Consider the following 22,222-nt stretch of genomic DNA (forward strand, 5'->3'; position numbering starts at 1 on the left):
CTGCCCCGTGTCAGCTGCCTCCGCCGCATCCGCCCCCGCCACCACCGCACGAGGAGCTGCCGCCCCCGCACGAGGATCCGCCTCCGCAGGAGTGACCGCCGTGGTGGCCCCCGTCACCACCGCCGCCCACCCACCAACTGCCGCCGCCCGCCGTGCTCGACGCGGTGCCCGAAGCCCACCGCGAGCGGGTGCGGCGCCTGCTTCCCCCGCTTCCCCCGAAGCGAATCGCCGCGACCACGGCGAAGATGAACACCGCACCGAAGATGAAGGCCATGAACACGGCCACCACGCTCCTTCCGTTCCCCCGAAGCGTGGTCCCCCGTGGGCCTCGCCTCTCGTGTGACAGGGGGATGCCCCCGGGCGCGGCGGCCCAAAGCAGAGTTGAGGAAGTCCAGAGGTTCGGCGCAGGATGGCCGCCATGACCTCCACTTCCGGGAGCGGGCGCCCGCTGCTCAACCGCCGCCTCGCCGAGTTCGGTACGACGATTTTCGCCGAGATGTCCGCCCTCGCGGTCACCACGGGCGCGATCAACCTGGGCCAGGGCTTTCCGGACACCGACGGTCCCGAGTCCGTCCGCGAGGCCGCGGTGCGGGCGCTGCGCGACGGGCGCGGCAACCAGTACCCGCCGGGCCCCGGCGTCCCGGAGCTGCGCACGGCCGTCGCCGAACACCAGCTCGGCCGCTACGGCCTCACCTACGACCCCGGCCTCGAGGTCCTCGTGACGGCGGGCGCGACGGAGGCGATCGCGGCGTCCCTGCTCGCCCTCGTCGAACCGGGCGACGAGGTCATCGCACTGGAGCCCTATTACGACTCGTACGCCGCCTCGATCGCGATGGCGGGCGGCTCCCGCGTCCCGGTGACCCTGCGCCCCTCGGACGGCCGCTTCCGCCTGGACCTCGACGAACTGCGCGACGCGGTCACGCCGCGCACGCGGCTGATCCTCCTCAACACCCCGCACAACCCGACCGGCACGGTCCTCACGCGCGCCGAGCTGACGGAGATCGCGCGGCTCGCGGTCGAGCGGGACCTGCTCGTCGTCACCGACGAGGTCTACGAGCACCTCGTCTTCGACGACGCCGAGCACATCCCGCTCGCCTCGTTCCCCGGCATGCGCGAGCGGACGGTCAGCATCGGTTCCGCGGGCAAGACGTTCTCGTTCACCGGCTGGAAGGTCGGCTGGGTTACCTCCACGCCCGAGCTGGTGGCGGCGGTCCGCTCGGCGAAGCAGTACCTCACGTACGTGGCCTCGGGGCCCTTCCAGTACGCGGTCGCGGAGGCCCTCGCCCTGCCGGACTCCTTCTTCGCCGACTTCCGCGCGGACATGCGGGCCAAGCGGGACCTGCTCAGCGACGGCCTGACCGCGGCGGGCTTCGACGTCTACCGCCCGGCCGGCACGTACTTCGTGACGACGGACATCCGCCCCCTGGGCGAGAGCGACGGCTTCGCCTTCTGCCGCGCCCTGCCAAAGCGGGCCGGGGTCGTCGCCATCCCGAACGCGGTCTTCTACGACCACCGCGACGCGGGCGCGCCGTTCGTGCGCTTCGCCTTCTGCAAGCGGGCGTCCGTCCTCGAAGAGGCCGTGGCCCGCCTGAAGTCACTGGCGGGCTGAGAGCCCCGGGCACGGCGAGAGCCCGGCCGGGGTGGTGGTCGCCCCGGCCGGGCTCTCGTGTGCGCAGGGACCCTCAGGCCTCGTCGTCGCCCGGCTTCTCGCCCTCGGCGGAGTCGACGTCGGACTCGAGGCCGAGCTGCTCGACGAGCCAGCGGTCGAACTCGATCGCGGCGCGCACCCAGCTGACCGTCGACGACACGAAGTGCTCAAGGGAGACTCCGGTGCCGATCAGCATCTGGGCCTCGCCGATGAGGCGGACCGTGCCGTCGTCGTGCGTGTGGCTGTAGACCTTCGGCCACAGCGTGCGGCGGTTCCAGTCGTCGATCGACTCCAGAAGCTGCTGCTTCTGCTCGATCTGGTGGGGCCGGTCGTAGAACGTCCGCACCGAGAAGACCTGCTGGTCGTCCTCGCCACGGAACATGAAATACGTGCGGAACTCCTCCCACGGCGCCGCGAGGTCACCCTCGTCGTCGACGACGTGCTTGAGCTCCATCTGATCCAGGAGCTGCTTCACCAGGTCCTGGTCGGGGACGACGGGGCCCGCCGGTCCTGCGCCCTGCTGCGGTTCGGGCTGTCCCCCGAAATTCGGAATCGAGGACGGGTCGATGCTCACCGTGTATTTCCCTTCGTACGGATTCCGCCATCCTCTCCCAGAAGGGGGCCCCGATCGCAACCCCGGCACAGCGTCTGCCCGGTTTCCGTCGTCTGCCGACTGCGGGCCGTGGTCCGTCCTCGCGCAGTTCCCCGCGCCCCTGACGGGGCGCACAGCCGCCCCTTAAGGGGCGCGGGGAACTGCGCGAGCAACCACGGACTGCCTGCGGACGGCGTACGTGCGAACCGGGCAGACGAGAAGCCGCTACAACGACTTCCCCGTGGCAGGGCCCACCCGCAGGCCGTCCCCGGCACGGTCCACCCGCACCGTGTCACCGTCCTTGACCTCGCCCGACAGGATCTCCTTGGCGAGACGGTCACCGATGGCCGTCTGGATGAGCCGCCGCAGGGGCCGCGCCCCGTACGCCGGGTCGTTGCCCTCAAGGGCCAGCCAGTCCAGCGCCTCGGGAGTGACGTCCAGCGTGAGGCGCCGCTCCGCGAGCCGCTTGGCGAGGCGGGCGATCTGGAGCTCGGCGATGCGCGCGAGCTCGTCCTTGGTGAGCGCGGAGAAGACGACCAGGTCGTCCAGCCGGTTCAGGAACTCGGGCTTGAAGGACGCCCGCACCACTTCCAGGACCTGCTGCTTCTTCTCCTCCTCACTCGTCAGCGGCTCGACGAGGTACTGGCTGCCGAGGTTGGACGTCAGGACCAGGATGGTGTTGCGGAAGTCCACCGTCCGCCCCTGCCCGTCGGTGAGGCGCCCGTCGTCGAGCACCTGGAGCAGGACGTCGAAGACCTCCGGGTGCGCCTTCTCGACCTCGTCGAGGAGGACGACCGAGTACGGGCGCCGCCGCACCGCCTCCGTCAGCTGGCCGCCCTCCTCGTAGCCGACGTAGCCGGGCGGGGCACCGACGAGCCGGGCGACGCTGTGCTTCTCGCCGTACTCGCTCATGTCGATGCGGACCATGGCCCGCTCGTCGTCGAAGAGGAAGTCCGCGAGGGCCTTGGCCAGCTCGGTCTTGCCGACACCGGTGGGGCCGAGGAAGAGGAAGGAGCCGGTGGGGCGGTCGGGGTCGGCGATCCCCGCGCGGGTGCGCCGCACCGCGTCGGAGACGGCGCGCACGGCCTCGCCCTGGCCGATGAGCCGCTTGCCGAGCTCGTCCTCCATGCGCAGCAGCTTCTGCGTCTCGCCTTCGAGGAGACGCCCGGCGGGGATGCCGGTCCAGGCTCCGACGACGTCTGCGATGTCGTCCGGGCCGACCTCCTCCTTGACCATGGTGTCCTTGGACTGGACGGCCTCCTCCTCGGCCTCGGAGGCGGCTTCGAGATCGCGCTCCAGGGTCGGGATCTCGCCGTAGAGCAGCTTGGACGCGGTGTCGAAGTCACCGTCCCGCTGGGCGCGCTCGGCCTGGCCGCGCAGCTCGTCGAGCTTCTCCTTCAGCTCACCGACGCGGTTGAGGGACTGCTTCTCCTTCTCCCAGCGGGCGGTGAGGCCGCGCAGCTCCTCCTCCTTGTCGGCGAGGTCGCGCCGCAGCTTCTCCAGGCGCTGCTTGCTCGCCGGGTCGGTCTCCTTGCTGAGCGCCAGCTCCTCCATCCGCAGCCGGTCCACGGCGCGCTGGAGCTCGTCGATCTCGACGGGCGAGGAGTCGATCTCCATGCGGAGCCGGGACGCGGCCTCGTCGACGAGGTCGATGGCCTTGTCGGGCAGGAAGCGGGAGGTGATGTACCGGTCGGAGAGCGTCGCGGCCGCCACCAGCGCGCTGTCGGCGATCTGGACCTTGTGGTGGGCCTCGTACCGCCCCTTGAGCCCGCGCAGGATCGCGATGGAGTCCTCCACGGACGGCTCGGCGACCAGGACCTGCTGGAAGCGTCGCTCCAGGGCGGGGTCCTTCTCGATCCGCTCGCGGTACTCGTCCAGGGTCGTCGCACCGACCATGCGCAGCTCGCCGCGGGCCAGCATCGGCTTGAGCATGTTGCCCGCGTCCATGGCGGAGTCGCCGCCCGCGCCCGCGCCGACGACGGTGTGCAGCTCGTCGATGAACGTGATGATCTGCCCGTCGCTCTCCTTGATCTCGGAGAGGACGGTCTTGAGCCGCTCCTCGAACTCGCCGCGGTACTTGGCGCCGGCGACCATGGCGCCGAGGTCGAGGGAGACCAGCCGCTTGTTCTTCAGCGACTCCGGTACGTCGCCCTTGACGATGCGCTGCGCGAGGCCTTCGACGACGGCGGTCTTGCCGACGCCGGGCTCGCCGATGAGCACGGGATTGTTCTTCGTACGCCGGGAGAGCACCTGGACGACCCGCCGGATCTCCTGGTCCCGCCCGATGACGGGGTCCAGGCGCCCTTCGCGGGCCGCGGCGGTGAAATCGGTGCCGAACTTCTCCAGCGCCTTGTACTGACCCTCGGGGTCGGGTGTGGTCACCCGGCGCCCTCCCCTTGTCGTCTCGAATGCGTTCAGCAGCTTCTTGTCGGTGGCCCCGTGCCTGGCGAGGGCCTCCCCGGCCTGCCCGCCCTTGGCGGCCACGCCGATGAGCAGGTGCTCGGTGGAGAGGTACTCGTCGCCCAGTTCCTTCGCGCGCTGCGCGGCGTCGGCGATGACGGCCAGCAGCTCGCGGTTGGGCTGCGGCGGGGCGACGGTCGACCCGGTCACGCTGGGCAGCGCGGCGAGGACCCGCTCGGTGTCCCCGCGCACGGCCGCCTGGTCGGCGTCGACCGCGGCGAGCAGATCGATGATGTTCTCGTTGTCCTCACCCTCCAGCAGGGCGAGAAGCAGATGCGCGGGCGTCAGGTCGGGGTGCCCGTCCTGCACGGCCCGGTCACCGGCCGCGTTGATGGCGGCGCGGCTCCTGTTCGTCAGCTCTGCGTCCACGTGCGCTCGTCCTCCTTACGGGTTCCCATGAACCACGGGTTCCAGGTTCCGGTGGGTTCAGACCCTTGACTCTGACCTGATCAACCTACACAAAGTTGAGTCTATTCCACTCAAGGGAGAACCCGGAAGACGGGGCGGCTATGTTCCGGTCCATGAGCCCGAACGCATCCGCCCGGATCGACATACGCAAGCCGCCCGAGCCCTACCTCAGCTTCTGGCGTGAACGGCACCTGTGCACCTTGACGACGCTGCGGCCCGACGGGACGCCGCACGTGGTGCCGGTCGGCGTGACGTACGACCCGCAGGCGGGTGTCGCCCGCGTCCTCGCGCGCGGGACCAGCCGGAAGGTCGCGCACGTCCTGGCGGCGGCAGGCGACCCGGACGGCCCGGGGGCGCGGGTGGCGGTGTGCCAGTTCGCGGGGCGGCGCTGGGCGACGCTGGAGGGCCGCGCGACGGTCAGGACCGAGCCGGCGCTGATCGAGGAGGCGGAGCTGCGCTACGAGGAGCGCTACGAGCGGCGTCCGTCGCCCAACCCGGAGCGGGTCCTGATCGAGATCGAGGTGACGCGGGCCCTCGGGAAGGTGTGAGGGGCGCAGGGGACTCACGGGGCGTGCGGGGCATGCCGGGCGCGCGGACACGCCACAGCGGCGCCACCGTGTTCAGGTCCACGGTGGCGCCGCTGCTGGGGGAAGTGCCCGCGCGATTTACAACGACGGGGGAATCGCGTCAGGCACTGCGGGGGGTGGCTGTGGCGTTGTCCGGGGCGCCCGCCATCGCGCCCGGGTCCTGCTGTTCATGCTCTCCGACGAGCTGGTGGTCGCGCCGGTCGAGATTGACGAAGACCATCCCGTACCGAACGGCGCACCGCACGGGCTGCGGCGCGCCTCGCGGCCGCCGAAGGCACCGGTAGGCCCGGATCTCCTCCTCGTCGTCACGGGTGACGACGATCGGCTCACCGAGCAGGGTCACCATCAACGAGTCACCGCGGTGGGGGATCGCGGTCACGAGGTCGATGAAGTGCCAACCGGAGCGGTAGGCGGTGGCCATCTCCCGGCGGAAGGTCCGGTCGTCAGGAGGGGTGCTCATGCCTCGCCACCCTTCGGCAGGACATTCCATGACAGGTCCGACTGGGGAGCGGCTGTCGCCGATCCGCCGGCCGGCACGCTGTTCCAGGAGAGATCCAGAGTGGTCACCGCGCCCAGGGCCAGCCCGACGGAGAAGGTGGTGACAAGCACCGAGCGAAGCATGCGCTTAAACATGGTCGGCTTCGTCCTCACTTGGTAGGTTCCTCTCCCCCGGCTCAACAAGACGATGTCTCAATCGAGCACGTCAAAGCCACAGGGTCGATGCATCATGTTCCTGCACGTTCAGGACCCTGGGGGGTGGAGATTTGCTCACAAGAGACGCCAAACCGACACATCCTCACCCCGCGACCCCACTTTGTGACGAGGGTGCGAGGCTTTACGCCAGCGCACTGAGCAACGGCCGTCTGGCACGGTCCGAGGCCGAGAACGCGCCCTGCCTCCTGGAGTCGAGCCTGTTGCGCCCGGACCCGGACGACGGCGCCTGGTTCCGCCCGATCTCCCCGTCCGCCGCGCTCGCCCAGCGGATCAACCCCATCGAACGGGAGATTCAGGACCGGCGGCGACTCGCCGTGCAGCTCACCGACCTCTTCGAGCCATTTATGGCCATCACGGCCCGGACCGAGCCGACAGCGCACTCGATCACCGTGCTGGAGGACGTCGAGCACATCGACGCCGCGATCGAACGAGCCACGTCCGAATGCCGCTTCGAGATACTCACCGCCCAGCCGGGCGGCGGCCGCAGCGAGGACTCCCTCACCGTGGCGCTACAGCGCGGCCAGACCGTACTCGAACGCGGCATCACCATGCGCACTCTCTACCAGCACACCGTCCGGCACAGTCAGGGCACTCTCGCGTACGCGGCGCGCATGGCCAAGGGCAACGTGCACATCAGGACCCTGGAAGAGCTGATCGACCGACTGATGATCTTCGATCGCACGGTCGCGCTCATCCCCGCCAGGGAGGACCGCCAAGTCGCCCTGGAACTGCGCCATCCCGGCATCGTCGAGTACCTCGCCAAGGTTTTCGAGCACCAGTGGAGCAGAGCGACGCCGCTGCTCGACGAGGTGCCGTACGCACCCTCCACCGACGGAATCACCGGCGTCCAGCGCTCCATCGCCAGGCTCCTCATCGAGGGCCACGTCGACGAGGCCATCGCGCGCCGCCTCGGCATGAACGTCCGCACCTGCCGTGCCCACATCGCCAAGATCGCCGCCGCCCTCGGCAGCGGCAGCCGCGCCCAGCTCGGCTACCTCATCGCCCAGTCGGGAATCCTCGACAAGGAGCGCCCCCAGTAGCCCTCGAGGCAACCCCGGGGCGTCTCTGTACGGAAGTGGACACTTCAATCAGAGCCCCGCACTCCTCCCCCGCGTCCTCTGCATAGAATCGCGGCGCTTCAACCGAGCGGGAGGGAGCACATATGAACACGGAGCACGTGCCACAGGGAGTGGAGGAACTCCGCGAGACAGGTTCAGCCGCACACCCGCGCGCCCTCCGCACCGGCCGGATCCCCACCGCCCCCGCCATCACCGTCCTCGACGGCCTCGACCGGATCAACGCGGCCATCGACCGCGCCATGGACGACGTCACGGAGGAGTTCCTCGCCATCCAGCCCGGCGGCACCCGCCCGCCCGAGACCCTGGCCGAGGCCTTCCCGCGCGACCAGGCGGTCCTCAGCCGGGGCTGCCGGATGCGGACCCTCTACCAGCACACGACGCGCCATTCCCTGCCCGTGCTCGCCTACTTCGAGCAGCTCGACGGCGACGCCGAGGCCCGCACCCTGGACGAGGTCACCGACCGCCTCTTCGTCTTCGACCGGACCGTGGCCTTCATCCCGGCGAGCAAGGACCGCACCGTCGCCCTTGAGCTGCGCCACCCGGCCCTCGTGGAGTACTTCGCCACCACCTTCTGGCGGCTGTGGCGCCTGGCCACGCCCATGTGGCCGCAGGCCGCCCCGCAGGTCTCCGAGGGCGGCATCACCCCGCGTCAGCGCGCCATCGCGGGCCTGCTCGTCGAAGGCCTCACGGACGCCGAGATCGCCGACCGCCTCGGCATGAACATCCGCACGGCCCGCGTCCACATCGCCAAGCTCGCCGCCACCCTGGGCAGCGAGAGCCGGGCCCAACTCGGCTTCCTCATCGGGCAGTCGGGCATCCTCGACCGGGAGCAGTGACAGGCACGGCCGGCCGGCGCCTCACCCGTCGGCCCCCGCCCCGGTCCACTCCCTCAGCAACGCCTCCCGCTCCGCCGTCCTCGGCGTCCCCCCTTCCCGGCCGCGCCCCCACTCCGCCATCGCCGCCAGTGTCGTCAGGAGGGTGCCCGCGCCCTGGGTGAGGCGGGCGAGGAGGTCGCGCGAGAGGTCGTACTCCGTGGCGGAGTAGCCCGTCGCCGCGGCGGTGTAAGCGGTCAGTTCATGCTCGGCGCCCCGCGCGTCGGCGAGCCGCACCGTCACCGTCGGCGCCGTGTCGCCACCGCCGAGGCCGACCGTCAGGGCCATGTCCACCAGGGCGCCCACCTGCCGCTTCAGCGTCCTCACGGGGGCGCCGTCGACCGCCAGGGCGTGTACGTCCTCCCAGGGCCACATCCCTGACTGCTTGTCACCGAGGGCCAGTACGCCCTCCGGGGTCAGGCGCACGCCGGCCGCCAGACCGGACGGTTTCGCGCCCACGTACACATCGCCCTCGGCGATCCAGAACAGCCCCACCATGGCCATGGCATCCCACTTCCCTCAAGTCGCCCACCGCAACGCGCGAAGGGGCCGGGAGGTTCCCCTCCCGGCCCCGCGTACGCCATGAGTCGGCGTCATGAGTCGTGCGTCATGAATGAGGGCGGTCGCTACTGCTCCGTCGTTCTCTTCGGCCGCCAGACCACCAGCGCGCTCGCCTGCTGCACGTCCTGGTACGGGACGAGGTCGCGACGGTACGAGGCGTGCACCGCCGCTTCCCGCTGCTGCATGGCGGCGGCCGCTCCCTCCACGGCCGCGGAGAGCTCCGCGACCCGCGACTGGAGCGCCGCGACCTGGTTCTCCAGCTCGATGATGCGCTTGATGCCGGCGAGGTTGATGCCCTCCTCCTGCGACAACTGCTGCACGGTGCGCAGCAGTTCGATGTCGCGCGCGGAGTAGCGGCGGCCCCGGCCCGCGGTGCGGTCCGGGGAGACCAGGCCCAAGCGGTCGTACTGGCGCAGGGTCTGCGGGTGGAGGCCGCTCAGCTGGGCGGCCACCGAGATGACGTACACCGGCGTATCGTCGGTGAGTTGATACGGATTGCGACGACGGCCGACCCTATCCATGGGTCACGCTCCCTTCGCGGCCTGGAACAGTTCTGCCCGCGGGTCGACGCCCGCAGTCGCCTTGCGGTAGGACTCCAGTGCTTCCTTCGCCGGGTCCGACAGGGAGGTCGGGACCGACACCTCCACCGTCACCAGCAGGTCGCCCCGCGTACCGTCCTTGCGGACGGCGCCCTTGCCGCGGGCCCGCATGGTGCGGCCGTTGGGCGTGCCCGGCGGCAGCTTCAGGGTGACGGGAGGCCCGCCCAGCGTCGGGACCTTGACCTCACCGCCGAGCACCGCCTCGGGGTACGTCACCGGCACCGTGACCGTGAGGTTGTCGCCCTTGCGGCCGAAGACCGGGTGGGCGTCGACGTGCACGACCACGTACAGGTCGCCGGCCGGACCGCCCCGCTCACCGGGGGCGCCCTTGCCGCGGAGCCTGATCCGCTGGCCGTCGCTGACCCCCGCCGGGATCCGCACCTGCATGGTGCGGGACGACTTCGCGCGCCCCGAGCCGTGGCAGACCTCGCACGGGTCCTGGGCGATCAGGCCCCGGCCCTTGCAGTCCACGCACGGATCGGTCAGCGAGAAACCGCCGCCGCCGCCCCGTGAGACCTGTCCCGTGCCGACACAGGTCGGGCACACCCGCGGCGTGCCGTTCTTGTCGCCGGTGCCGGAACAGGCCTTGCAGGCGGCCTGGGAGGACATGCGCAACGGCACCGTCGCGCCGTCCACCGCCTCCGTGAAGCTCAGCGTGACCTCGGACTCGATGTCCTGGCCGCGCCTCGGCTGCGTACGCGTGCCTGTACCGGCACCCGCGCCGCCGCGGTTGAACAGGCCCCCGAAGACGTCACCGAGACCGCCCCCGAAGCCGCCGCCGGCCGCTCCGCCCCCGCCCTGGGCGCCTCCGAAGAGGTCGCCCAGGTCGAAGTTGAACGAACTGCCGCCGGCTCCGGGACCCGACCGGAATCCGCCGTTGCCGAAGAGAGCACGCGCTTCGTCGTACTCCTTGCGCTTCTTGGGGTCACCGAGGATGTCGTTCGCCTCGGAGATCTCCTTGAAGCGCTCCTCCGCCTTGGCGTTGCCCTTGTTGGCGTCCGGGTGGTTCTCGCGGGCGAGCTTCCGGTACGCCTTCTTGATCTCGGCTTCGGTGGCGTCCTTGGGGACGCCGAGGACCTTGTAGTAGTCCTTCTCGATGAAGTCCTTGGTGCTCATCCCCGACGTCCCTCCTTCCTACGTACGACAGATGCGTTGCTGACGTCAGCCCTCGTCCGGGCCACCGGTCTCCTTGTCCTTCGCCTCATCGGCGGAGGGGGAGTCGGCCTCGGCCGAGGACTCGTCGCCCTTGACCGTCTGCGCGCCGGGCTGCGGTTCGGCGACGGCCACCCGCGCGGGGCGGATGGTGCGCTCGCCGATGCGATACCCCGGCTGCAGGATCGCGACGCACGTCGTCTCGGTGACGTCCGGTGCGTAGCTGTGCATCAGGGCCTCGTGGATCGTCGGGTCGAAGGGCTCGCCCTCCTTGCCGAACTGCTGGAGGCCCATCTTGGCGACGACGGTCTCCAGCGCCTCGGCCACCGACTTGAAGCCGCCGACCAGTTCGCCGTGTTCACGGGCGCGGCCGATGTCGTCGAGGGTCGGGAGGAGCTCGGAGAGGAGGTTCGCCGAGGCGATCTCCTTCACCGTCACCTTGTCCCGCTCCACCCGGCGGCGGTAGTTCTGGTACTCGGCCTGCAGCCGCTGGAGGTCCGCCGTGCGCTCGCTGAGCGCGGTGCGCACCTGATCCAGCTGTGCGGTCAGGCCCACGTCCTGGGCGGACGTCTTGCTTTCCGCGTCCCCGGCCGGGGCCGCCGGGCCCTCCTCGGAGGAGGGCTCGGCGGCCTTCGGCGCCGCGTCGTCAGGGGTGGCGCCAGAGGGGACGTCAGGCTTCTCGGCGCTCTCGCCGAAACCCGGGGTCTCCTCGGTCATCAGACAGCGCCGCCCTTCGCGTCACCGGGCTTCTCGTCGTCGACGATCTCGGCGTCGACGACTCCGTCGTCCTCCTTGGCCTGGTCGGCGCCGGGGGCCGCGCCCTCGGCACCGGCCGCCTGCGCGCCCTGGGCGTCGGCGTACATGGCCTGGCCCAGCTTCTGCGAGACGGCGGCGACCTTCTCGGTGGCGGTGCGGATCTCGGCCGTGTCCTCGCCCTTGAGCTTCTCCTTCAGCTCATTGACGGCTTCCTCGACCTCGGTCTTGACCTCGCCCGGGACCTTGTCCTCGTTGTCCTTGAGGAACTTCTCCGTCTGGTAGACGAGCTGCTCGCCCTGGTTGCGGGACTCGGCGGCCTCGCGGCGCTTGTGGTCCTCGTCCGCGTACTGCTCGGCCTCCTGGCGCATGCGGTCGACCTCGTCCTTCGGCAGCGAGGAGCCGCCGGTGACGGTCATCTTCTGCTCCTTGCCCGTGCCGAGGTCCTTCGCGGTCACGTGCATGATGCCGTTGGCGTCGATGTCGAAGGAGACCTCGATCTGCGGGACACCGCGCGGGGCCGGCGGCAGGCCCGTCAGCTCGAACATGCCGAGCTTCTTGTTGTACGCCGCGATCTCGCGCTCGCCCTGGTAGACCTGGATCTGGACCGACGGCTGGTTGTCCTCGGCCGTCGTGAAGATCTCGGAGCGCTTGGTCGGGATGGTCGTGTTGCGCTCGATGAGCTTCGTCATGATGCCGCCCTTGGTCTCGATACCAAGCGACAGCGGGGTCACGTCGAGGAGCAGGACGTCCTTGACCTCACCCTTGAGGACACCGGCCTGGAGCGAGGCGCCGATGGCGACGACCTCGTCCGGGTTCACACCCTTGTTGGCGTCCTTGCCGCCGGTCAGCTCCTTGACGAGCTCGGCGACGGCCGGCATGCGGGTGGAGCCACCGACGAGAACGACGTGGTCGATCTCGGAGAGCTGGATGCCCGCGTCCTTGATGACGTTGTGGAACGGCGTCTTGCAGCGCTCCAGGAGGTCGGACGTGAGCTGCTGGAACTGGGCGCGCGTGAGCTTCTCGTCCAGGTGCAGCGGGCCCTCGGCGGAGGCCGTGATGTAGGGGAGGTTGATCGTGGTCTCCGTGGAGGAGGACAGCTCGATCTTGGCCTTCTCGGCCGCCTCGCGCAGGCGCTGGAGCGCCATCTTGTCCTTGGAGAGGTCCACGCCGTGGCCGTTGTTGAACTGCTTGACCAGGTAGTCGACGACGCGCTGGTCCCAGTCGTCACCACCGAGGTGGTTGTCGCCGTTCGTGGCCTTCACCTCGACGACGCCGTCGCCGATCTCAAGGAGCGAGACGTCGAAGGTGCCGCCACCGAGGTCGAAGACCAGAATGGTCTGGTCGTCCTTGTCCAGGCCGTAGGCCAGGGCGGCGGCGGTGGGCTCGTTGACGATGCGCAGGACGTTCAGACCCGCGATCTCACCGGCCTCCTTGGTCGCCTGGCGCTCCGAGTCGTTGAAGTACGCCGGGACGGTGATGACCGCGTCGGCGACCTTCTCGCCCAGGTAGGCCTCGGCGTCGCGCTTCAGCTTCTGGAGGATGAACGCGGAGATCTGCTGGGGGTTGAACCCCTTGTCGTCGATGTCCACCTTCCAGTCGGTGCCCATGTGGCGCTTGACCGACCGGATGGTCCTGTCGACGTTCGTGACCGCCTGGCGCTTGGCGACCTCGCCGACGAGCACCTCGCCGTTCTTCGCGAAGGCGACGACGGACGGCGTGGTCCTGGCGCCTTCGGCGTTGGTGATGACGGTGGGCTCGCCGCCTTCGAGAACGCTGACGACGGAGTTAGTCGTGCCCAGGTCGATGCCGACCGCACGTGCCATTTCGGTTCCTCCAGAGGTACTTCTTGAGTGGATCTGGCTCAAGGATGCATGAGCGCTGCGCTGGCGTCAACAGATGTGAGTCAGGGGGGCTCAACTCTTATCCGGGGCTTACGCGCAAGGTGGGCCCCTACCGGGGTTCGTGGTCGACTGCGGGCCGCATGGGGCTGGGCGCGCAGTTCCCCGCGCCCCTTCCGGGGCGACCTCGGGGGCGGCGCGTGCGGGAAGGGTTGCCTGAGCGACGCAGATCACCGGGTTGCTGGCTACAGTGCGGCGGAGTAAGTGGGTAGTCTCAGACGGACTGCATAAGTTACCGCTTAGTAATCACCACCTCGCAGGCCCGAGGAGCCCCCGAATGCAACTCGCCGCGATCATCGTGTCGCTGGTCCTGACCGTGGTCGGCGTAGCGCTGCTCGCTCGCGCCATCGGCCAGTTCGTCCGGTACTTCCAACTCGGACAGCCCGTGCCCGCCGGCCACCGGACCGACAACCCGTACCAGCGCAGCGTGACGCTGGTCAGGGAGTTCCTCGGTCATACGCGGATGAACCGGTGGGGCATCGTCGGCTTCGCCCACTGGTTCGTGGCCGTCGGCTTCCTGACGCTGCCGCCGACCATCGTCACCGCGTACGGCCAGCTCTTCCAGGCCGACTGGACGCTGCCGGTCCTCGGCGGCTTCCTGCCGTACGAGATGTACATCGAGTTCATCGGCGCCATGACCACCCTCGGCATCGCCGTGCTGATGGTCATCCGGCTGCTGAACCTGCCCTCGCGCCCGGGCCGCAAGTCCCGCTTCGCGGGCTCCAAGATGGGCCAGGCGTACTTCGTCGAGTACGTCATCCTCACCATCGGCCTGGCGATCTACGTCCTGCGGGGCCTCGAAGGCGCCCTGCACCACGTCGACCACTACGAGGCCGCGTACTTCGCCTCGTACCCGCTGGTGCTGCTCTTCAAGGGGCTCAGCGTCGCGACGCTGCAGACGCTCGTCTACCTCGCCGCCATGATCAAGCTCAGCACCACCATGATCTGGATGATCACGGTGAGCCTGAACACCAACATGGGCGTCGCCTGGCACCGCTTCCTCGCCTTCCCCAACATCTGGTTCAAGCGGGACGCGGACGGCTCCACCGCGCTCGGTGAGCTCCAGCCCATGACCAGCGGCGGCAAGCCCATCGACTGGGAGGACCCGGGCGAGGACGACACCTTCGGCGTCTCCCAGGTCGAGCAGTTCTCCTGGAAGGGCCTGCTGGACTTCTCCACCTGCACCGAGTGCGGGCGCTGCCAGTCGCAGTGCCCCGCCTGGAACACCGGCAAGCCGCTCTCCCCGAAGCTCCTGATCATGTCGCTGCGCGACCACGCGCACGCCAAGGCGCCGTACCTGCTCGCGGGCGGCGGCAAGTCCATGGAGGGCGAGGAGAAGGCCACCGAGGAGCAGCTGAAGGACGTGCCGGCCGCCGCCCTCGCGGAGGCCGAACGCCCGCTGGTCGGCACCCTCGAAGAGAACGGCGTCATCGACCCGGACGTCCTGTGGTCCTGCACCACCTGCGGCGCCTGCGTCGAGCAGTGCCCGGTCGACATCGAGCACATCGACCACATCGTCGACATGCGCCGCTACCAGGTGATGATCGAGAGCGCGTTCCCGTCCGAGGCGGGCACGATGCTCAAGAACCTGGAGAAGAAGGGCAACCCCTGGGGGCTCGCCAAGAAGCAGCGCGTGGAGTGGACCAAGGAGGTCGACTTCGAGGTCCCGATCGTCGGCAAGGACGTCGAGGACCTCACCGAGGTCGACTACCTCTACTGGGTCGGCTGCGCGGGCGCCCTGGAGGACCGGGCCAAGAAGACCACCAAGGCCTTCGCGGAGCTGCTGCACATCGCGGGCGTCAAGTTCGCGATCATGGGCGGCGACGAGAAGTGCACCGGTGACTCCGCCCGCCGCCTCGGCAACGAGCCGCTGTTCCAGCAGCTCGGCCAGGAGAACGTCGCGATGCTGAACATGGCGTACGGCGAGGACGACGACGATCCGGAGACCAAGAAGCCGAAGTCGGCGAAGAAGATCGTCGCGACCTGCCCGCACTGCTTCAACACGATCGCCAACGAGTACCCGCAGCTCGGCGGTGACTTCGAGGTCATCCACCACACGCAGCTGCTCCAGCACCTCATCGACGAGGGCAAGCTGATCCCGGTGACGCCGGTCGAGGGTCTGATCACGTACCACGACCCCTGCTACCTGGGCCGCCACAACAAGGTCTACACGCCCCCGCGCGAGATCATGTCCGCCGTCCCTGGCCTCCGCCAGCAGGAGATGCACCGTCACAAGGAGCGTGGCTTCTGCTGCGGCGCCGGTGGTGCCCGGATGTGGATGGAGGAGCGGATCGGCAAGCGCATCAACACCGAGCGCGTCGACGAGGCGCTGTCCTTGAACCCGGACATCGTGTCGACCGCCTGCCCGTTCTGCCTGGTCATGCTGACCGACTCGGTCAACGGCAAGAAGAACGAAGGCAAGGCGAAGGAGGCCCTCCAGGTCGTCGACGTCGCGCAGCTGCTGCTCGACTCGGTGAAGACGCCGGTCGACCCGGCGGGCGACGAGGAGTCGGCGGACGCGCCGGAGCCCGAGCCGGTCAAGTAACCGCCGCAGTACCGTGCTCAGGCCGGTTCCGCCCTTCGGGGCGGGACCGGCCTGACGCCTTTCGACCGAGGAGTCCCCATCCCTGAGATCCCTGAGGTCCCTGAGCGACAGCTGACGAGCCGGTGGGCGCGGGCCGGAGCGGCATGGGCCTGCGCCGCGTTCCTGCTCACCGGATGCGGTGTCCTCGGCCAGGGCGGCACGGACGAGAAGGGCGGGCGGAAGTTCGGGCGGCCGCCCGCGGGCAAGGCCGCCGAGGACCCCGCGCCGGGCGACTTCAACGGCGACGGGTACGACGACCTCGCCACCGTCCTGGTCTCCACCCGCAAGGACAAGGACGGCGACAAGCACCTGAGCAGCACGCTCACCGTCGTCTACGGCTCGGCGAAGGGCCTGCGCCCCGACTGGTCGCAGCGCCTGCCGGCGGGCACGAGCGACGGCAGCACGGCGTTCGGACCGCTGCTGCGCGCCGACCTGGACGGTGACGGCTTCACCGATCTGGCCACCTACGCCGACGGCGACAAGTTCGCCCGGGGCACGTACGTCTTGTACGGCGGGCCGCGTGGCCTGTCCGAGCGCCGGCCCATCGAGGCGGAGGCGTTCCGGCCCGCCGCCGCGGGCGACTTCGACGGGGACGGCGCCGCTGATCTCTTCGACGGCAGGACGACGCTGTACGGCCCCTTCCGGCGCGGTGCCGGCACTGCCGCGCGCACGGCCACCGTCCCCGGCGGCCACACCGGCCCCCGGCAGGCCGTCGCGGGCGACTACGACGCCGACGGCCGTACGGACGTGGTCCTGACGTATCCGTTCAACGGCGACGACTACGAACAGAACGACGACCCGCCCACCGGCCGTCCCCCGCAGATCGACTACTACCAGGGCGGCCCCGGCGGGCTCAGGGACAGCGATCCGGTGCCGCCCGGCCTCGACTCCATGGCCACCTATGAGGGCCCGCGCCAGGGTGTGGCCGGGGATGTGGACGGCGACGGCGTCGACGACTTCGTGGCCAACGGCGAGCACCACGTCGAGGGCGCGGGAGCACGGAGCAGGCTCACCGTCATCCACGGGTCGAAGGCCGGTCTCGGCCGCGCCAGGCCCTCCCGGGTCCTGACGGGGAGCGGCACCTGGTGGGGCAGCTCGCCGATGCTCGGCGACGTGACCGGCGACGAGAAGCCCGACCTGGTGGCGGCCCGGCCCGGCTTCAGCCTCACCGACACGGACCGGCTGCTCCTCTTCCCCGCGGGCGCGCGAGGGCCCGCCACGGAGGGGCAGCAGACCATACGAGGGGACGACCCCGGCCTGCCCGGCGACCTGGAGGAGTTCAGCTTCGGGCCGCTGGACCTGCTGGACGTGGACGGGGACGGCCGCCGGGACGTGATCGTCCACTCCCACAAGTACGGGCGTCCGTACGGGGACTTCGTGGTGCTGCGGGGCACGCCGAAAGGGTTCGTGCCGAAGGAGGCGCGGCACTTCACCTCCGACGACGTGGGGGTGCGGGTCGGCCGCCGTTGAAGCAGCCCTGTTCACCCGGCGGTCATCGTGCCGCTTCCGTCGCACAACCCTTCGTACGCCTGGCGAGTCACACACCCGGAAGCGAAGCCTTGCCCAAAGGCTCACTCTGAGCCCGCGGTTGTCCGTCGTCCCGCCTCGCCCCTTCCGGGAGTACACGTGCGCGTAAGAAACCTGGCCGTCACCGCCACCGTCGCGGCCCTCGCGGCCACAGGGCTGACGCTGCCGATGGCGGGTCCGGCGAGCGCCGCCTCCGCCCTGAAGGACGACTTCAACGGCGACGGCTACCGGGACCTCGCGATCGGCTCGCCGCGCACCAACTCCGTCACCGTCACCTACGGTTCGGCCTCCGGCGTGGACGCCGCGCGGGCCACCACCCTCACCCAGGACTCCACCGGGATGCCCGGCGTGACCGAGGCCGAGGACGAGTTCGGGGAGAACGTCACCACCGGGGACGTGAACCGCGACGGCTACGCCGATCTGATCGTCGGCGCCCCGGGCGAGCAGGTCGAGGGCAAGCCCTCCGGCGCGGTGACGGTCGTCTGGGGCGGCAAGGGCGGCTTCACCTCCGGGGGCCGGGTCGTGGACTCCCCCGTCGGCACCGCGGGCCGCTTCGGCGAGGCCACCACCTGGGCCGACGTCGACGGTGACGGCGCCGCGCAGCTGGCCGTGATCAGCGGCGACAACTGGTGGTTCTACGGCGACGACGGCGACCTCAGCCGCCCGCTCGGCCTGGAGTTCGACTTCCTCCCCGAGGGCGTCCGCCTGGCGGGCATGGTCGCGGGCAACTTCCGGCACAAGGACGGCATCGGCTTCGTCCTGTACGGCGAGCGGGCGGACGGCGGCGCCTACACCGCCCACATGAGCGGCGGCCCGGGTGACTACGGCCACGGGGCCGAGGTCCTCGCCGAGGGCGACGACCCCACCGCCACCCGAGACGCGGCCACCGCCGGTGACGTCGACGGCGACGGCTACGCCGACCTCATCACCGGCAACTCCCGCGACGGGGGCGGCGGCAAGGGCGGTTCGGTCACCGTACGGCTCGGCGGCGCGGCGAAGTTCGGTGCCCCGGTGACGTACGACCAGGACAGTCCCGGCGTACCCGGCGCCGACGAGGCCGACGACCGCTTCGGCGCGTCCGTCTCCGCGGGCGACGTGACCGGCGACGGCCTACCCGACCTCGCGGTGGGCGCGCCCGGCGAGAGCGTCGGCACGGTGGCCGGCACCGGCAGCGTCACACTCCTGACCTCCTCCGGCGGCTCCTTCGCCTCGGGCAAGGCCTGGCACCAGGAGACCGCGGGCGTGCCCGGCGTCGCCGAGCCGGGCGACCACTTCGGGACGTCCGTACGCCTCAAGGACATCAACAGGAACGGCAGGGCGGACCTGGCCACCGGCGCGACCGGCGAGGACATCGGCACGACGCGGGACGTCGGCGCCGTCTGGGTCCTGCGTGGCACGGCGACGGGCCTGACCTCGTCATACGCCGCCTCCTTCAACGGCAAGGACTTCGGCGTCGGCGCAGTGGACGCGGGCTTCGGCCACACGCTGCGCTGACACCGGCGCCTTGCCACCTTTCCCTCTCATCCAGCTGGAGACCTCTCAGTGACTCAGTACGTGCGCACGGCCGCGCGCAAGTCCGCGCGCAACAAGCTCCTCGCGGCGGGCGCGCTCTGCGCCGCCACCGCCCTCGGCCTGACCGGCCTGACGGCGGGCAGCGCCGCCGCCGCCCCCGCGAAGCCGCGGGCCGACTACAACGGCGACGGTTACGCGGACCTCGCGGTCGGCGTGCCGGGCGCCACGGTCGGCGGCCAGGCCAAGGCCGGTTATGTCAGCGTGGTCTGGGGCGGCGCGAACGGCCTCGGCGGCCACGGCTCGACGACGGTCAGCCAGTCCACCGCGGGCGTGCCCGGCACGGCCGAGGCGGGCGACGAGTTCGGCAAGGCCGTCGACTCGAACGACATGAACGGCGACGGCTACGCCGACCTGGTCGTCGGCGCCCCCGGCGAGGACATGGGCACCGCCGCGAACGCGGGCAGCGTCGCGGTCGTGTGGGGCTCCGCGAGCGGCTTCAAGGGCGGCTTCACCGCGGCCTCCGGGAGCGACGAGTCCCGCGGCTTCGGCAGAATCCTCACCACCGGCGACTTCGACAAGGACGGCGACAAGGACATCGCCCTCAATACACACGGCGACGAGACGAGTTCGCTCGCGATGCGGCCGGGTCCCTTCACCGCGGGCTCGCCCGCCGCGTTGTCCCGGATCGACGGCTGGCACTTCGCCGGCCCGACCGTCGTCACCAGCGGCGACTTCGACGGTGACGGCGGGGACGACATCGCCCTGGCATACGGCGGCGGGGAGTCCAACGGCACCAGGGTGCTCAGCCGGGCGTCCGGCGAGTGGGAGCCGATCTGGGGCACCGGTGAGACCAGCCGCACCGCTCTGGCCGCCGGTGACTTCGACGGCGACGGCACCACCGACCTCGCCATCGGCAACGTCCGGCCCAATCCCGAGTCCGAGGGGCCCGCTGCCTGCGAGGACCGGCTCGGCGGCGCCGTCCTCACCGTGTACGGCAAGAAGGGCGGCAAGCTCGGCGACGGCGGTGACTCCTGCACCACGCAGAGCAGCCCGTCGGTCGGCGGTGACGCGGAGGCCGACGACAACTTCGGCACTCAGCTGGCGTCCGCCAACGTCGACCAGGACGGCATCGACGAGCTGATCGTCGGCGCCGACACGGAGGCGATCGGCACCGCGAAGAGCGCGGGCGCCTACTGGGTCCTCGCCTCGCTCGGCACCGGTGAGGCGTTCGTGGGCTCCTCCTTCAACCAGAACTCCACCGACGTGGCGGGCACCGCCGAGGCCGACGACCGCCTCGGCGCGGCCGTCACCACCGGCGACTACAACGGTGACGGTTACCCGGACCTCGCGGTCGGCGCGCCGGGCGAGGACGGCAAGGGCGGCGTCTGGTACGCCCCGACCCCCAAGGACGGCCCGAACCCGCCGGTCACCTCGGTGACGCCGGGCAAGCTGGGGCTCTCGGGCGTCACGCAGTACGGGTCCGTGCTGAGCCGGTAGGCCATCGGCGGCGTCGCCGAACTCGCGACCTCACGCGCCGGGCGGACCGGAGCTTCTCCCTCCGCCCGGCGTTTCCCTTTCCCCACCAAACCCGGCAACTCCTCCCAACACCCCGCCCCCATACAACCGTTGCCCCACTCCGACGGTCTCCCCTTCGCCGACCACAGCGTGACGCCAGGGCCAATGCCCGGTGAACGCGCCGGTCACGCAGCCCATTTGACCGCGGGTGCCCGCCAGGCATCCCCGCATGCCGCAGGAGAACCGCATGGCCAAGCACAAGCGCACCACCGACGCCAGACCCGGCCGCATACGCCTCGCGGCGGCCACGGCCGTCGCCGCCGCGATGTCCGGCGGACTGCTCGCCGCCACGGCGGGCACCGCCTCGGCCGCGCCCGCCGGCGCCACCCAGCCCGACGCCGACTTCAACGGCGACGGCGCCGCCGACCTCGCCACCTCCGCCTCGGGCGCCCACGTCGCAGGCAAGGACCGGGCGGGCCAGGTCACCGTGACGTACGGCGGCGCCGAGCGGCACCACACCACGTACAGCCAGGACAGCCCCGGAGTGCCCGGCTCCGCCGAGAAGGGGGACGGCTTCGGCATCGACAGCGCGTACGGCGACTTCAACCGCGACGGGTACGACGACCTCGCGGTGGCCGCGATGGGCGAGGACGTCGGCTCCGACGTCGACGGCGGCACCGTACAGATCCTGTGGGGCTCGAAGAACGGCCTGTCCGGCGGCACCACGCTGAAGGACCCGCGCCCCACCAAGCACGACCTCTTCGGCGGGCCCATCCAGGCGGGCGACTTCGACGGCGACGGCAAGGACGACCTCGCCATCGGCTCCCGCTCGGGCGCGGCCACCATCGACGTGTACGAGGGCGGCTTCACCCGCGCCGGCGGCACCGGCAAGCACTACACCGTCACGCCGCCCATCCACAGCGGTGAGGGCGCCGGCCCGTTCAACCTGCACTCCGGCGACATCAACGGCGACGGCAAGGACGACCTCATCGTCGACGGCTACTCCGTCGCCGGCGGCGACAACGCGAACCTCTGGCTGCCCGGCAGCGCGAACGGCGTCACCACGACCGGCGTGCAGCGGCTCCCCGGCGGCGTCATCACCGACGTGGGCGACACGAACAGCGACGGGTACGGCGACATCGTCATCGGCATGACGTGGGACGACGGCATCGACGGCGCCCACAAGGGCGGCACCGTCTATGTCGTCAAGGGCAAGTCAACCGGCCCCTACGGCGGCAGCCAGGTGATCACCCAGGACACCGAGGGCGTGCCCGGCGCGGGCGAGAAGGGCGACTCGTTCGGCAACGAGCTGGACCTCGGCGACATCAACGGCGACGGCCACCTCGACCTCGTCGTGGGCACCCCCGGCGAGGACCTGGACGGTGTCTCCGACGCGGGTTCCGTCACCGTCATCTACGGCGCCACGGACGGCTCCGGCCTCTCCACGGCGGGCTCCGTCCTGCTCAGCCAGAACACCCCGGGCGTCCCGAACTCCAACGAGACGAACGACTTCTTCGGCACGGACGTCCACATCGACGACCTCGACGACGACGGCCGCGGCGACATCGCGGTGGGCGCGGCCGGCGAGAACTCCGACAACGGCGCCCTCTACCTCCTGGACTCCAAGGCGGACGGCACGCTGTCCGGCGGGGCGGGCGTCTACACCTCCACGGTGGGCATCTCCGCCAAGGGCACCCCGAACTTCGGCTACAACTTCGCGGACTGACCTCCCCTGCCATGACCGCCGGGCCCGCACAC

General features: G+C 70.6%; 17 protein-coding genes and 1 pseudogene. 9 read left to right on the forward strand and 9 right to left on the reverse strand.

Features of this window, described 5'->3' with window-relative positions; all coding sequences use genetic code 11:
* Positions 1 to 418 precede the first annotated feature (418 nt).
* Positions 419 to 1,609 (forward strand): pyridoxal phosphate-dependent aminotransferase, encoded by a 1,191-nt coding sequence (locus ACF062_RS22600; RefSeq protein WP_392140668.1) that lies wholly within the window; start codon positions 419 to 421, stop codon positions 1,607 to 1,609.
* 73 nt (positions 1,610 to 1,682) lie between these two features.
* On the opposite strand, the gene ACF062_RS22605 is transcribed toward ACF062_RS22600, so the two are convergent.
* Both ACF062_RS22605 and clpB read right to left on the reverse strand, forming a co-directional pair.
* Positions 1,683 to 2,222 (reverse strand): YbjN domain-containing protein, encoded by a 540-nt coding sequence (locus ACF062_RS22605; protein WP_363252039.1) that lies wholly within the window; start codon positions 2,220 to 2,222, stop codon positions 1,683 to 1,685.
* A gap of 243 nt (positions 2,223 to 2,465) precedes the next feature.
* Positions 2,466 to 5,069 carry an ATP-dependent chaperone ClpB gene (gene clpB / locus ACF062_RS22610; RefSeq protein ID WP_392140670.1) on the reverse strand — a complete coding sequence of 868 codons (2,604 nt, stop codon included), beginning with the start codon at positions 5,067 to 5,069 and terminating at the stop codon, positions 2,466 to 2,468.
* 152 nt (positions 5,070 to 5,221) lie between these two features.
* Here clpB and ACF062_RS22615 point away from each other — a divergent pair, with 152 nt between their 5' ends.
* On the forward strand, positions 5,222 to 5,656 hold the full coding sequence (locus tag ACF062_RS22615; RefSeq protein WP_392140672.1) for a pyridoxamine 5'-phosphate oxidase family protein: 435 nt from the start codon (positions 5,222 to 5,224) through the stop codon (positions 5,654 to 5,656).
* 139 nt (positions 5,657 to 5,795) lie between these two features.
* Here ACF062_RS22615 and ACF062_RS22620 read toward each other — a convergent pair whose 3' ends face one another.
* Together ACF062_RS22620 and ACF062_RS22625 are read right to left on the reverse strand one after the other, a co-directional pair.
* Positions 5,796 to 6,155 (reverse strand): hypothetical protein, encoded by a 360-nt coding sequence (locus ACF062_RS22620; protein WP_356575820.1) that lies wholly within the window; start codon positions 6,153 to 6,155, stop codon positions 5,796 to 5,798.
* The gene (locus tag ACF062_RS22625) at positions 6,152 to 6,346 is read right to left on the reverse strand and encodes a hypothetical protein (protein ID WP_392140674.1); all 195 of its coding nucleotides are present in this window, start codon (positions 6,344 to 6,346) and stop codon (positions 6,152 to 6,154) included. Before ACF062_RS22625 ends, ACF062_RS22620 begins: the two co-directional genes overlap by 4 nt.
* A 113-nt stretch (positions 6,347 to 6,459) precedes the next feature.
* On the opposite strand from ACF062_RS22625, the gene ACF062_RS22630 reads away from it, so the two are divergent.
* Positions 6,460 to 7,449, forward strand: coding sequence for a helix-turn-helix transcriptional regulator (locus tag ACF062_RS22630; RefSeq protein ID WP_223775811.1), 990 nt, complete (start codon positions 6,460 to 6,462; stop codon positions 7,447 to 7,449).
* A gap of 197 nt (positions 7,450 to 7,646) precedes the next feature.
* Positions 7,647 to 8,324, forward strand: a pseudogene (locus ACF062_RS22635) (LuxR C-terminal-related transcriptional regulator); the annotation flags it as partial.
* A 21-nt stretch (positions 8,325 to 8,345) separates the two neighbouring features.
* Here ACF062_RS22635 and ACF062_RS22640 read toward each other — a convergent pair.
* The 5 genes from ACF062_RS22640 to dnaK form a co-directional block, all read right to left on the reverse strand.
* Complete coding sequence (locus tag ACF062_RS22640; protein WP_392140676.1) at positions 8,346 to 8,864, reverse strand: hypothetical protein; 519 nt, start codon at positions 8,862 to 8,864, stop codon at positions 8,346 to 8,348.
* Positions 8,865 to 8,986: 122 nt separating this feature from the next.
* Positions 8,987 to 9,442, reverse strand: coding sequence for a heat shock protein transcriptional repressor HspR (locus ACF062_RS22645; RefSeq protein WP_223775809.1), 456 nt, complete (start codon positions 9,440 to 9,442; stop codon positions 8,987 to 8,989).
* 3 nt (positions 9,443 to 9,445) lie between these two features.
* Entirely contained in the window at positions 9,446 to 10,636 is a 1,191-nt protein-coding gene (dnaJ, locus tag ACF062_RS22650; RefSeq protein ID WP_392140678.1) for a molecular chaperone DnaJ, read from the reverse strand.
* A 45-nt stretch (positions 10,637 to 10,681) separates the two neighbouring features.
* Positions 10,682 to 11,389 carry a nucleotide exchange factor GrpE gene (gene grpE, locus ACF062_RS22655; RefSeq protein WP_392140680.1) on the reverse strand — a complete coding sequence of 236 codons (708 nt, stop codon included), beginning with the start codon at positions 11,387 to 11,389 and terminating at the stop codon, positions 10,682 to 10,684.
* Entirely contained in the window at positions 11,389 to 13,251 is a 1,863-nt protein-coding gene (gene dnaK, locus ACF062_RS22660) for a molecular chaperone DnaK (RefSeq protein WP_223775806.1), read from the reverse strand. The genes grpE and dnaK overlap by 1 nt, the downstream gene beginning before the upstream one ends.
* Before the next feature lie 352 nt (positions 13,252 to 13,603).
* On the opposite strand from dnaK, the gene ACF062_RS22665 reads away from it, so the two are divergent.
* The 5 genes from ACF062_RS22665 to ACF062_RS22685 all read left to right on the forward strand — a co-directional run bounded on the left by ACF062_RS22665 (position 13,604) and on the right by ACF062_RS22685 (position 22,190).
* Entirely contained in the window at positions 13,604 to 15,871 is a 2,268-nt protein-coding gene (locus ACF062_RS22665) for a heterodisulfide reductase-related iron-sulfur binding cluster (protein WP_392140682.1), read from the forward strand.
* A gap of 543 nt (positions 15,872 to 16,414) precedes the next feature.
* Complete coding sequence (locus ACF062_RS22670; RefSeq protein ID WP_392140684.1) at positions 16,415 to 17,380, forward strand: FG-GAP repeat domain-containing protein; 966 nt, start codon at positions 16,415 to 16,417, stop codon at positions 17,378 to 17,380.
* 156 nt (positions 17,381 to 17,536) lie between these two features.
* The gene (locus ACF062_RS22675) at positions 17,537 to 18,931 is read left to right on the forward strand and encodes an FG-GAP-like repeat-containing protein (protein ID WP_392140686.1); all 1,395 of its coding nucleotides are present in this window, start codon (positions 17,537 to 17,539) and stop codon (positions 18,929 to 18,931) included.
* A gap of 48 nt (positions 18,932 to 18,979) precedes the next feature.
* Positions 18,980 to 20,446, forward strand: coding sequence for an FG-GAP repeat protein (locus tag ACF062_RS22680; RefSeq protein WP_392140687.1), 1,467 nt, complete (start codon positions 18,980 to 18,982; stop codon positions 20,444 to 20,446).
* A gap of 265 nt (positions 20,447 to 20,711) precedes the next feature.
* On the forward strand, positions 20,712 to 22,190 hold the full coding sequence (locus ACF062_RS22685) for an FG-GAP repeat protein (protein ID WP_392140689.1): 1,479 nt from the start codon (positions 20,712 to 20,714) through the stop codon (positions 22,188 to 22,190).
* Positions 22,191 to 22,222: the final 32 nt, after the last annotated feature.

The sequence above is a fragment of the Streptomyces sp. NPDC015345 genome (assembly GCF_043078805.1).
Classification (GTDB): Bacteria; Actinomycetota; Actinomycetes; order Streptomycetales; family Streptomycetaceae; genus Streptomyces.